10 protein-coding genes are annotated in these 12,689 nt (G+C 67.2%); 2 read left to right on the top strand and 8 right to left on the bottom strand.

What is annotated here, in order from left to right:
• Positions 1–53: 53 nt before the first annotated feature.
• On the bottom strand, positions 54–797 hold the full coding sequence (locus ACN0RC_RS03460; RefSeq protein WP_417508849.1) for a LysR family transcriptional regulator: 744 nt from the start codon (positions 795–797) through the stop codon (positions 54–56).
• A 131-nt stretch (positions 798–928) separates the two neighbouring features.
• Here ACN0RC_RS03460 and ACN0RC_RS03455 point away from each other — a divergent pair, with 131 nt between their 5' ends.
• Both ACN0RC_RS03455 and ACN0RC_RS03450 read left to right on the top strand, forming a co-directional pair.
• Positions 929–4,456 (top strand): proline dehydrogenase family protein, encoded by a 3,528-nt coding sequence (locus ACN0RC_RS03455; protein ID WP_417508847.1) that lies wholly within the window; start codon positions 929–931, stop codon positions 4,454–4,456.
• A 188-nt stretch (positions 4,457–4,644) separates the two neighbouring features.
• Positions 4,645–5,130 (top strand): FBP domain-containing protein, encoded by a 486-nt coding sequence (locus ACN0RC_RS03450; RefSeq protein ID WP_417508846.1) that lies wholly within the window; start codon positions 4,645–4,647, stop codon positions 5,128–5,130.
• 23 nt (positions 5,131–5,153) lie between these two features.
• On the opposite strand, the gene ACN0RC_RS03445 is transcribed toward ACN0RC_RS03450, so the two are convergent.
• From ACN0RC_RS03445 to ACN0RC_RS03415, 7 genes are all read right to left on the bottom strand, one after another.
• Entirely contained in the window at positions 5,154–6,422 is a 1,269-nt protein-coding gene (locus ACN0RC_RS03445) for a kynureninase (protein ID WP_417508844.1), read from the bottom strand.
• A complete protein-coding gene (locus ACN0RC_RS03440; RefSeq protein WP_417508843.1) occupies positions 6,367–7,203 on the bottom strand; it encodes a hydrolase in 837 nt (278 codons plus the stop codon). The genes ACN0RC_RS03445 and ACN0RC_RS03440 overlap by 56 nt, the downstream gene beginning before the upstream one ends.
• Entirely contained in the window at positions 7,200–8,066 is an 867-nt protein-coding gene (gene kynA, locus ACN0RC_RS03435) for a tryptophan 2,3-dioxygenase (protein ID WP_417508841.1), read from the bottom strand. Before kynA ends, ACN0RC_RS03440 begins: the two co-directional genes overlap by 4 nt.
• 86 nt (positions 8,067–8,152) lie before the next feature.
• Complete coding sequence (locus ACN0RC_RS03430; RefSeq protein ID WP_417508839.1) at positions 8,153–9,202, bottom strand: alpha/beta hydrolase; 1,050 nt, start codon at positions 9,200–9,202, stop codon at positions 8,153–8,155.
• 118 nt (positions 9,203–9,320) lie between these two features.
• Positions 9,321–9,911 carry a cysteine hydrolase family protein gene (locus ACN0RC_RS03425; protein ID WP_417508837.1) on the bottom strand — a complete coding sequence of 197 codons (591 nt, stop codon included), beginning with the start codon at positions 9,909–9,911 and terminating at the stop codon, positions 9,321–9,323.
• Positions 9,908–11,356, bottom strand: a complete 1,449-nt coding sequence (locus tag ACN0RC_RS03420) for a purine-cytosine permease family protein (protein ID WP_417508835.1) — start codon at positions 11,354–11,356, stop codon at positions 9,908–9,910. The genes ACN0RC_RS03425 and ACN0RC_RS03420 overlap by 4 nt, the downstream gene beginning before the upstream one ends.
• 23 nt (positions 11,357–11,379) lie before the next feature.
• Positions 11,380–12,669: a M18 family aminopeptidase gene (locus ACN0RC_RS03415; protein WP_417508833.1), complete on the bottom strand. Its 1,290-nt coding sequence runs from the start codon at positions 12,667–12,669 to the stop codon at positions 11,380–11,382.
• Between the last annotated feature and the right edge of the window lie 20 nt (positions 12,670–12,689).

The following is a 12,689-nucleotide window of genomic DNA, read 5'->3' as shown; positions in this document are numbered from 1 at the left end:
AGATCTCGCGCACCGGCGACCCGGGCAGGTCGAGCAGTCGCACGGACGCGCGATCAGAGGTCCCAGATGAGGTCCGGCAGCATTGCCGCCGCGTGACCGGCGGCAACGAGCCGCGCGTGTGAGATGAGGTCGGTCGCCTCGAAGCGCACATCTGGTTCGAACCCCGCCGCCCGGCACTGCTGCACCGCCCACTGCCGTACGGCCGCACCCTGCGGCTCCATGGCCCAGGCGGCATTCTTCAGATCGGCCAGGGTGGATGCGGTCGACTCCGGCGGAACAGCGAGCCGCACGGCATCCGTGCCGAGGAGCGTGTGATCGATTCCCTCGAGGTGCTCACGAGTGTGCCCTGCGTACTGCTCGGCCACCACCAGGTCGAAAGCTCGCGCCTGCAGCTCGAAGAGCCCTGCTTCCGGAGCCATCTCGACCATCTCGAGCCGAAGGTCGGGTGCGCGCTCGGCCAGCAGCGTGAGGGCGGCCGGCACGAGGGCTTCCGCTGCCGTGGGCATCACGGCGATGCGCACGCGGCGGTGCGCACGCTGCGACGAGGCGAGATCCGCCCGGGCCGACTCGTCGAGCTCGAGGGCGCGTGCGGCATGGTCAGCCAGCACGCGCCCCTGGACAGTCAGACGCACCCGCCTGCCATCGGCCTCGAGGAGCGGTACTCCGGCCTCCTGCTCGAGGCGCGCGAGCTGCTGCGAGACGGTCGAGGGGCTGTACGAGAGGGCCGCGGCGACATCGGCGATCGTTCCGCGCAGGGCCAGCTCGTGCAGCAATCGCAGGCGGCGCAGCTCGAACATCGCACCCCTTCAGAACTCATCGATGAAACCGAATGATATCTATCGTAAACCCTCGCTTTTCACGATGAGAGTGCTGGTTCACACTGAAGTCAGAACGAGTACACCGCCGTGCCCTGAAGCGAGGAAGACCCATGACGCAGACCGCAGTGATCCCCACCGGCCACGCAGAGCTCACGGCGCTCGCCGATGACGCCACAGCGCTCGTGCGCTCGTGGCTCGAGCAGAGCCGCGAGGTGCCGACGGATGCCGCGGCCCACCGTCTTGCCGGCGTGCTGGGAGACCCGAACGGTCTCGACTTCACCGTGGGATTCGTCGACGGCGTCGTGAGGCCGGACGACCTCAGGGTCGCTGCCCACAACCTGCACGACCTCGTGCCGCTCACGCCGAAGTTCCTGCCGCTGGCCCTGCGCAGTCTCATCCGTCTCGGCGGAGCGTTGGCACCCGCCTTCCCTGGAATCGTTGTGCCGATCAGCCGCAAGGTGCTGCGCAGCATGGTGCGCCATCTCATCGTCGACGCGACCGATGCCAAGCTCGGCGCGGCGATCCGCAGCATCCGCTCGGCTGACGGCGTGCATCTGAACATCAACCTGCTCGGCGAGGCGATCCTCGGCGAAGACGAGGCCGCCAGGCGCCTCGAAGGCACGCGCCGCCTTCTCGAGCGCGACGACGTCGACTACGTGTCGATCAAGGTGTCATCGACCGTCGCCCCGCACACCCCATGGGCTTTCGACGAGGCCGTCGCGCACGCCGCTGACGCACTCGTGCCGCTGTTCCGCATCGCGCGCGACCCTTCGACAGGCTCAGGGACCGGTCCGAAGTTCATCAACCTCGACATGGAGGAGTACAAGGACCTCGATCTCACGATCGCGGTGTTCACCAGCATCCTCGACCGTGATGAATTCCGAGGCCTCTCCGCCGGAATCGTGCTGCAGGCGTACCTGCCCGATGCGCTCGGCGCGATGATCCGCCTGCAGGAGTGGTCGGCGGCCCGCGTCGCCGCCGGCGGCGCCGACATCAAGGTGCGCGTCGTCAAGGGCGCGAACCTGCCGATGGAACGGGTGGATGCCGAGACCCACGGCTGGCCGCTCGCCACCTGGCACAGCAAAGAGGCGTCGGATGCCTCGTACAAGGCCGTGCTCGACTACGCCCTGCGGCCGGAGCACGTGAAGAACGTGCGCATCGGCGTCGCAGGGCACAACCTCTTCGACATCGCACTGGCCTGGCTGCTGGCGAAACAGCGCGGGGCGACCGAGGGCATCGAATTCGAGATGCTGCTAGGCATGGCGACCGCGCAGGCGACCGTTATCCGCCGCACCGTCGGGTCGCTTCTGCTCTACACACCGGTCGTGCACCCCGCCGAGTTCGACGTCGCGATCGCCTACCTGATCCGTCGCCTGGAAGAGGGGGCATCGACCGAGAACTTCATGTCGGCAGTCTTCGACCTTGACAGCAACCCTGCGCTCTTCGAGCGCGAGCGCGACCGCTTCCTCGCGTCCATCGCCTCGATGCCGGCCGATGTTCCGGCGCCCAACCGCACGCAGGACCGCTCTGCGTCTTCGGTCCCTGAGCCTGTCGTGCCGATCCCTGAGCCTGCGTCTTCGATCCCTGAGCCTGCGTCTTCGATCCCTGAGCCTGTCGAAGGGTTCGAGAACACTCCCGATACCGATCCGAGCCTCGCGGCGAATCGCGCGTGGGGTGACGGCATCCGCTCTCGCATGCAGGAATCCGACCTCGGAAACGAGACCGTGCGCGCGAACACCATCTCTGACGCGCAGGTGCTCGACGAAGTCATCACGCGCGCTGCAGCAGCGGGGGAGTCCTGGCGCGCACTCGGAGCTGCAGGGCGCGCGGCGATCCTGCACAAGGCAGGCGAGCTGCTCGAGAGCCGCCGCGGAGCGCTGCTCGAAGTGATGGGCTCGGAGTGCGGCAAGGTGCTCGAACAGGGTGACCCCGAGGTCAGCGAGGCCATCGACTTCGCCCACTACTACGCCGAAAGCGCACTGCGCGCTGAGGCGATCGAGGGCGCGACGCCGAAGCCGGTCGGGCTCACCGTGGTCACGCCGCCGTGGAACTTCCCGGTCGCGATCCCCGCCGGATCGACCCTCGCAGCGCTCGCCGCAGGATCTCCCGTCATCATCAAGCCCGCCCGTCAGGCGCGCCGCTCCGGTGCCGTGATGATCGAGGCGCTGTGGGATGCCGGTGTGCCGCGAGACGTGTTGCAGTATGTTCAATTCGACCGGTCCCTGAGCCAGTCGAAGGATCTCGGCCAGAAGCTCATCAGTGACCCGGCAGTGGAGCGCGTCATCCTCACGGGCGGGTACGAGACAGCGGAGCTGTTCCGCAGCTTCCGCCCTGATCTGCCGCTGCTTGCGGAGACGAGCGGCAAGAACGCCATCATCGTCACCCCGCACGCCGACCTCGATCTCGCCGCCCGCGACGTCGCCTACTCGGCCTTCGGCCACGCCGGCCAGAAGTGCTCGGCGGCATCTCTGGTGATCCTGGTCGGCTCTGTCGCGAAGAGCGAGCGCTTCCGCCGCCAGCTCATCGACGCCGTCGGCTCGTACCAGGTCGGCCAGCCGTGGGACGGCTCGAGCCGGATCGGCCCGCTCATCGGCCCGGCCGAAGGAAAGCTGCTGCACGCCCTCACCACGCTCGACGCAGGCGAGCAGTGGGTCATCGAGCCCGAGAAGCTCGACGAAGACGGAAAGCTGTGGCGCCCGGGCATCCGCGAGAACGTCGCAGCCGGGAGCCCGTTCCACCTCACGGAGTACTTCGGTCCTGTGCTCGGCATCATGACGGCCGAAAGCCTCGATGAGGCCGTCAGTATGGTGAACGCGATCGATTACGGTCTGACGTCGGGCCTGCACTCCCTCGACGAGGGTGAGATCGCGCAGTGGCTGGCGAACGTGCAGGCCGGAAACCTCTATGTCAATCGCGGCATCACCGGCGCCATCGTGCAGCGCCAGCCGTTCGGCGGCTGGAAGAAGGCAGCCGTTGGCGCGGGCACGAAGGCCGGCGGCCCGAGCTACCTCATCGGACTGTCGGACTGGGCGGATGCGCCGGTTGCCGCCGCTGCGCCGAACGACGAGCTCTCGCGCGGTGCGCTCGCCGCCCTCGAAGGCGACACGACCTGGCTGCAGGGAGCACTTGCCACCGACGTCGCTGTCTGGCGAGACGAGTTCGGCGCGGTCAGCGACCCGACAGCGCTCCTCACCGAGCAGAACGCACTGCGCTACGGCACGGTGCCCGTGACGATCCGTGTGGAGAACGGCACCCCCGCTGAGGCGGTCCGTGTGATCGCGGCCGGTGTTCGCACCGGTGCACGACTGAGCGTGAGCGCAGCCGCTGAGCTTCCGGCATCCGTCAGGTCATGGCTCTCGGCGCACGCGATCGGTGTCGCGATCGAAGATGCCGCCGGCTGGGGAGCGCGCGCCGCGCGCCTCGCCGAGACCGGCGGGCGCATTCGACTCATCGGTGGGGATACCGCTGCCCTCGCCGCCGCTATCGACGGGTCACCCGCGGTCGCGGTGTATTCCGGTCCTGTCCTCTCGGCCGGACGCATCGAGATGCTGACGTTCCTGCGCGAGCAGGCCGTGTCGGTCTCCGCGCACCGGTTCGGAACGCCGCATCGGTACGAGATCCCGACGCTCGGCGCCTGAGGACTGTGACAACAGTACGAGAGGGGCGTAAGCTCTGCGGGTGCTGTTTTCGATGAATGCGCCTCGCGCGCGGAAGGTGGTCGCAGGCGCTCCCGGCGCCGGCGGCAGAGGCTGAACATCAGCCGGAGGCGGAACTCCCGTCACCGGCAGATCGTCCTCCCCTCACCGAATTCAGAAAGCACTTCATCATGCGTCCCATCGACGAGCGCGAGATTCGCGCATCCTTCATCAACGCCTCCCGTAAAGAGGTTTCATCCCTTTCGCTGCCGTCCGCGTTCTCTGAGATCGACTTCGACCGGCTCGACTACCTCGGCTGGGCTGATCAGAAGTTCGCCCGCCGCGCCTATGTCGTCACCGAGGTCGACGGTGTTCTCACCGGAGTGCTCTTGCAGCGTGCCGAGCAGCGCGTGCTCGCCCGCGCGCAGTGCTCATGGTGCGAAGACGTGACGCTCCGCAACGACGTGCAGTTCTTCTCCGCGCGCAAGGCCGGAGCGGCGGGGCGCAACGGCGACACGATCGGCACCCTGGCGTGCGCGGAGTTCGGCTGTTCGCACACTGTGCGCCGGCTCCCGCCTCTCGCCTACGAGGGCTTCGATCGTGAAGCCGCGCGGGAGCAGCGCATCGAGCGGCTGGGCGAGAACGTCCGGGCGTTCCTCCGGTCCGTCGCCAGCTGACCTGCGGTCAGCCGGCTGACCGCTCAGCCGAGCGCGTCGCGTACCGCCAGCACACCGCTGAGCGCCTCCGCATGCGAGGTGCTCAGCGGTGAGAGCCCGAGGCGAATGCCGTCGGGGAAGCGGAAGTCCGGGATCACGCCGTCTGCCCACAGCGACTTCGTGACCTCGGCGAAGTCGGGGTGACCGATCGTGACGTGACCGCCGCGCGCGGCGGCATCTCTCGAGCTCAGCAGACGCACCCCGCGCGGGGCGAGCTCCTCGTCGAATGCGCGCACGACGAGATCGGTCAGCGTCTTCGACTTCTCGCGCACGGCTTCTATCGTCGCCGCTTCGATCAGGTCGAGCATGCCCTGCATCGCCAGCATCCCGAGCACGGGTGGTGTGCCGCTGATGAACTGGCGGATGCCGCTGGCCGGCGCGTAGGCGTCTCCCATCGCGAAGACGTCTCCGGCGCCCATCCAGCCCTGAATGGGCTGGCGCAGCACGCCGTGGTGGCGGGCGTTGACGTAGGCGAAGGCGGGGGAGCCCGGCCCGCCGTTCAGATATTTGTAGGTGCAGCCGACGGCGAGGTCGACCCCGCACGCGTCGAGCTCGGTCGGGATGACGCCGACCGAGTGGCAGAGGTCCCAGAGAATGAGGGCGCCTGCGGCATGCGCGGCATCCGTGATCGCCTTCATATCGGCCAGAGCGCCGGAGCGGTAATCGACGTGGCTGAGCACGACGAGCGCTGTCTGCTCCGTGACGGCGGCCTCGACATCGGCGATCTGCACACCGATGATGGGATCAGGGCTGATCCAGCGCAGCGTCAGGCCGCGCTCGGCGGCGACCCCCTCGGTGACGAAGCGGTCGGTGGGAAAGTTGCCCTCTTCGATCACGATCTCGGTGCGCTCTGGGCGCGCTGCGACCGCGGCCCGCATGAGCTTGTAGAGCAGCACGGTCGTGGAGTCGGCGACGACGGTCTGGCCCGCTACGGCGCCGAGTGCGATGCGGCCGATCCGGTCGCCGAGTTCGATCGGCAGCTCCATCCACTGCTCGTCCCAGGACCGGATCAGGCGCGTGCCCCAGTCGTTCTGCACGAAGTCGGCCAGCCGCTCGGGCAGTGCGCGCAGCGGGCGGCCGAGAGAGTTTCCATCGAGATACGCGGTGACGCCGGGCGCCTCGACGAAAGCAGCGAGGTGTGCGCGCAGCGGGTCTGCGGCATCGAGGTCGCGGGCGAGGGCTTGCAGGTCTGACACGTCATTCCTCCAGGTCGGCGGGGGTGAGCGGGCGGGCGAGGAGCGGGTCGGGCACATCTCCCGGGATGAACAGCTGCCGGCCATCATCGACAGGGGCCAGCGTGCGGATGAGGGCGTCGCCATCGATGCCGGCCTCGCGCAGCGCCCTGATCTCGCGCTCGCTCAGGTCGACGGAGGTGGGGCCATTGCCCATGTCTGTGCCGTAGAGCACCGTGCCGCCGCCGGCGGCATGGAAGCGGCGCACGTTGTCGACGGCGGTCTCGTACGTCGGGCCGGCGTGGATGGCGAGCGTCGAGATCCACTGCACGGATGCCGCCTGCAGCGAGATCTCGTCATCGGTGAGTCGCTCGCTGAACGGCGCGTGCGCCAGCAGGTCTACGCCGAGAGCAGCGACGCGCTGGGCTTCGCCTCGGCCCTCTGCATGGGCGATGACGGGCAGGCTCTCCTGGGCGGCGAGCTCGATGATCCTCTGGAGCATCTCGTCGGAGAACACCGACCCTGCGATGCGGTTGCTGGCGACCTTGATGCAGACCGCACCTGACTCCTTCATCTCGGCGACGGCTCTGGCCGCGGCATCCGCATCGGGAATCTCGCGTACCGACCCCTCCGGCGCCCACGAGCGCATCGAGGGGTAGCCGCCCGGCGGCGTCAGAAACGCGCCGGCGTAGGCGATCTCGACGCCGGCCTGCATATCAGCGAGCACCGCCGGGTTTCCGCCGAGGTCGATCACGCGCCCGAGCACAGAATCCGCCAGCAGAGCGTGATCGACCAGCTGCAGGTGCACGTGGTGGTCGGTGAATCCTCCGACGATGAAGCCCCGAGCTGTCTGCTGCATCACGCCCCGATCTCGGTGCGCACCGTGTACAGCTCGGGGAAGAACGTCAGATCCAGCGCGCGCTGCAAGAAGCTCACTCCGCTCGAGCCACCGGTGCCCTGCTTCATGCCGATGGTGCGGGTCACTGTCTTCAGGTGCCGAAAACGCCAGAACTGGAAGTTGTCCTCGAGATCGACCAGATCTTCGCAGGCCTCGTAGAGGTCCCAGTGCTCCTGCGGGTTCTCGTAGATCTCGCGGATCGCCGGCACGAGCGAGGCGTGCGGGCGATAGGGCGCGCGTACGTCGCGCTCGAGGACCTCAGCCGGAATCGGGATGCCTCGGCGCGAGGCGTACCGCAGGAACTCGTCGTACAGGGTCGGCCGCTCGAGCTCTGCCGCCAGCAGCGCGAGGTTCTCCGGGTGATCGCGGAACACCTGCAGCATCCGCGCGTTCTTGTTGCCCAGGGCGAACTCCACCGCCCGGTACTGCACGGACTGGAAGCCCGACGAATTTCCCAGAGATCCGCGGAACTGGGCGTACTCGGTCGGGGTGAGGGTAGCCAGCACCGACCACTGCTGGGTCATCACGGCCTGGATCTGCTTGACGCGCGCTACGCGCTTGAGCGCTTCTCGAAGGTCGTCGTGCGCCAGCAGCGTGCGCGCCGAAGATACCTCGTGCAGCAGCAGCTTCAGCCAGAGCTCGGTGGTCTGATGCTGAATGATGAACAGCATCTCGTCGTGGTGCTCTGGCCTGCTGACCGGATGCTGGGCGTCGAGCAGCTTGTCGAGCTCGAGGTAGGAACCGTAGGTCATCCGCCCCGCGAGATCGGTGACGATGGTGTCTTCGAGCGCACGCTCGTTGTCGGTGCCTGCGGAGTCTGTGGCCATGATCCCGAGGGTATCCTGAACGATCGGTCAGGCGTCAGGGGTGATCTCGGATCGCGGCTGATGTCAGATCAGTGCGTGGCGGCCGATTAGCGCGTGTGCTCGTCCAGGAAGTCGATCGTCTTCTGCAGTGCGGTCTGTGCATCTGGCATGTCGAGGTGGAACTGGTACTCGTGCGGGAGTGCCGGCTCGTGGTCGGCGGGCCAGAACTGCGTCGTGACGTCGACGCCCAGTGCGTCGAGACGCTGGGACATCGGAATCGACTGCAGCCAGGTGAGAGCGTCGCCGTTGCCCCCGGAGATGTAGGTCGTGGGGAAGTCCTCGGTCACCCAGTTCACGGTCGACATCGTGGCGCCCGACGAGTCCTCGGCCCAGGTCTTCGTTCCCGTGTACGCCCACATCGAGGACTTCAGTCCCCAGCCGACGATGCCGTCGAGCGCGGCGAGGGCCGCGAGGTCGTAGACCCCGCAGTTGAGCACCGTGGCCACGACCTGGTCTGGCATGAGGGCCGGGGTCACAGACATGATCTCGGCATAGTCGGGGTTCGTGATGAGTGTCGCCATCTGGCTGGCCAGCTGACTGCCGGCTGAGTCTCCGGCGAGCACGATCTGTGTGGGATCGACGCCCAGATCGGCGGCGTTCTCATTGATGTACGCGAGGGCCTGGTTGATCTGGCCTACGGCGGTGGGATAGAAGCCCTCTGGTCCGAGCGTGTAGTTCAGCGCGATCGTGGTGTACCCCTCGGCCGCGAGGATGCGCATGTACGGGTCGACGTTCTCCTTCGAGCCCGAGATCCAGGCTCCGCCGTGGATCCAGACGATCGTCGGCAGGGCGCCGGTGGCGGATGCCGGGGTGAAGACATCCATCGTCGTGTCGATGCCGTCATCGGCATATGCGACGTCGAGCGTCTCGGTGAGCTTGGTGTCGGGAACGTGCCCGTCCATCTCGGTCGCGGTCGCTTCACCGCCCTGGGTGAAGACGGCGCGGATCACCATGGCCGATGGCCACGGTGTGATCGCTCCGATGATCGCGACGATCAGTACGACCACGATGATGATGCCGAGCGTGATCTTGGTCCGGTGCCAGCGCTTGTGCGGCTTGCGGCCAGCGGATGCTTCGACGTCCTCGTGCGTGGTCATGTATTCCTCTCCACCGATCAGTGTGCCAGTAGCCGGCATCGCCGCGCTCGTTCAGGTCGCAGTTTCTGTCGCTCTGGCGCCCGCAGAGAGGCATAAAGTGCGACCTAAAGTGTGCAGCTCAGAGCGTCGCGAGCACCTCGGATGTCGTGGCGAGTGTGAGCTGCGGCGGGTACAGGCCCATCACCGTGACGGCCGCGGCGTGATTCTCTGCCGTCGAACCGGCACAAGCGTCGGTGACGACGGTCACCCTGGCCCCAGCATCCGCAGCGGCGAGGGCCGTCGAGATCACACAGCAGTCGGTCGATACGCCGGTGAGAACGACGCGTCCGCCGCGTCCGGTGATCTCTTCCAGAGCGGCCCATTTGCCGAATGTCGGTACGTCGAGCGTCGGATGCTGAGACAGCGAAGCGGCAGCCGGAACGAGGTCGAACAGCGCATCTGTCTCTGGTTGATCAGCGAACGGCCAGGCCTTGAAGTACTCGCCCCACGAGGTCGATCGGTCAGCGGTCGGCAGCCAGCGGGTCACGAGCACGCGCTCGCCGAAGGCCGCAGCCAGTGCCTGAATCCGCGGCATCACCTCGCCGAAGAATGGTGAGCCCCACTCCGAATCCGCAGAGGCGAAGATGTTCTGCGGATCGATGACGACCAGCCACGCCCCTTCGACAGGCTCAGGGAGCGGGTCGACAGGCTCAGGGAGCGGGGAGCTCACGACTGCTCCTGACGCCTGATCTTTGCGGCCCGCGCGAAGTAGGTGACGACGAACGACAGCACCAGCGCGAAGAAGACGCCGAGGTTCGCGTATGCCCACTCGCCGTCCTTCCCGCCGATCAGGAACAGCAGGTAACCCTGCCAGTTGTTCCAGGGGGCGTCGTCTGCGAAGTTGTTCACCACGAGTCCCCACCCGATCACCGACGTCACCACCATCGTGACGATCGCCGTCCAGTCCCACGCGCCGTAGCGGCCCTTCGCGTCGAACAGGGCGTCATCGTCGTAGTCCTTCTTGCGACGCAGGATGTCGGCGATGAGAATGCCGGCCCACGATGCCAGCGGAACACCCAGCGTGATGAGGAACGACTGGAAGGGACCTAAGAAGTCGGTGGCGAAGAAGACCACCCAGATCGTGCCGAGCGTCAGGATGACGCCGTCGATCGCCGCCGCAGAAGGGCGGGGAATGCGGATGCCGAGGCTGATGAGCGTCAGCCCAGAAGAGTAGATGCCGAGCACGGCACCGGAGACGAGCGCGAGCACAGCGGTCAGCAGGAATGGCACGAGCACCCAGATCGGCAGCAGCGTCGCAAGCGCTCCGATCGGGTCGGCGCCGACGGCATCCATGAGCGCATCGTCGGAGCCGGCCAGCAGCAGACCGAATACGACCAGCAGTACCGGGGCGATAGCCCCGCCGAGAGTGTTCCAGAAGACGATCGCCCCGTCAGACGCGGTGCGCTTCTGGTACCGCGACCAGTCGGCGGCGATGTTGATCCAGCCGAGGCCGAAACCGGTCATCACCATCACCAGAGCGCCGATCACTGCGCCTATTCCGCCATCGGGCCGTGCCATGACGGCGGCGAAATCGATGTGCGGGATCGTGAGGATGACGTAGAGGATCGTGACGGCGCCAGTGACCCAGGTGAGTACCGACTGCATCTTCATGATCGCGTGATACCCGAGAACGGATGCCGCCACGATGAGCGCAGCGACCACGATGGTGGCGATGATCTTCAGCGCGACGCTGTCGCCATCACCGCCGAGCTGAGTGATGACGGTCGCAGTGGCCAGCACCGCCATGATCGCGAGGAACGTCTCCCAGCCGATCGAGGTGAGCCACGAGACGATGCCGGGAACCTTCTGCCCGTGCACGCCGAACGCTGCGCGCGAGAGCACCATGGTCGGGGCAGAGCCACGCTTTCCGGCGATCGCGATCAGTCCGCACAGTGCGAAGGAGACGACGATGCCGATGACCGAGACGATCGTCGCCTGCCAGAACGAGATGCCGAAGCCCAGCACGAACGATCCGTACGACATGCCGAACACCGACACGTTCGCCGCGAACCATGGCCAGAACAGGTCGCGCGGCTTTGCCGTGCGCTCGGATTCGGGGATGATCTCGATGCCGGCGCGCTCGATCAGCCCCGGTGCTGCACTTGTCTCAGACATGCCACCATATTGGCACCGATGGGTCAGGCGGAGAAGAACGCCGCAGCGACGCGCGTCAGGTCGTGCAGATCGCTGACACCGGCGAGCTCGCGTGCGGAGTGCATCGAGAGGATCGGGATGCCGACGTCGACTGTGCGGATGCCGAGCCGCGTCGCGGTGATCGGACCGATCGTCGAACCGCACGGCACGGCGTTGTTCGAGACGAACTCCTGCGAGGCGACGCCGACGCTCTCGCACCAGGATGCCCAGGCTGCTGCCCCCACGGCGTCGGTCGCATAGCGCTGGTTGGCGTTGATCTTCAGGATCGGGCCGGATCCGAGCAGCGGCTGGACGACTGGGTCGTGCTTGTGCGCGTAGTTGGGGTGCACCGAGTGCCCGACGTCGCTGGACAGGTGCCAGGATGCCGCGAACGCGCGACGCTGCTCGGTCGCATCTGCGCCGAGCCCCGCGTAGACGCGCACGAGGATGTCTTCGAGGAAGGGGCCGGCAGCGCCCGAGCGCGATGCCGAACCGAGCTCTTCATGGTCGAAGGCCGCAAGCACGGCGATGGAGCCCGAGCCTGCCGATGCGTCAGACAGCGACGCCAGCGCGACGACACCGGCGTGCACGGATGCCAGGTCATCCAGCCGCCCGCTGGCGAAGAACGCGTCGTTCTTGCCGAATACCGCGCCGCGTGCGGAGTCCGCCACGACGGCATCGAAGCCGCGGATGGCTGAGGCATCCACACCCGCTGATGAGGCCAGCTCGCCGAGCAGGTCTTCGGAGGTGGGGTCGCCGAGCCCCCACACCGGCTGGGTCTGGAACTGCTTGTCCAGAGCTAGGCCGCTGTTCGCCTCGCGGTCGAGGTGCACAGCAAGTTGCGGCAGTCGCAGCAGCGCTCCAGTGTCAGCGAGCACGACGCGTCCGTCAGCGAGCGCGAGGCGCCCGGCAAGGCGCAGCTCGCGGTCGAGCCAGGAGTTCAGCAGCGGCCCGCCGTACACTTCGACACCGGCCTGCAGCCATCCGCGTGAGCCGGTCGTCGGCTTGGGCTTCAGCTTGAAGCCGGGGGAGTCGGTGTGTGCACCGAAGATCTGGGATGGCGTCGTCGGGGTGGCATCGGCGGGAACGACCCAGGCGATCGCCGCACCATCGCGCACGACGACGAAGCGGCCACCGGGCTGCGCCGGCCACGCGTCTTCTTCTGCGAGCCGGGTGAATCCGGCATCCTCAAGGCGCCGGGCGACTTCGGCTGCGGCGTGATAGCTCGAGGGAGAAGCCTCGACGAAATCGGCGAGATCCTCGGCGTGGGCAAGAGCAGAAGCGGTGACGACCATGCCTTAGATCGTATCCGCGA

Origin of the sequence: Microbacterium sp. (genome assembly GCF_048259935.1) — a bacterium.
Classification (GTDB): domain Bacteria; phylum Actinomycetota; class Actinomycetes; order Actinomycetales; family Microbacteriaceae; genus Microbacterium.
Note: the sequence above shows the minus strand (reverse complement) of the source record. Positions and strands in the feature narration are given on the sequence as shown.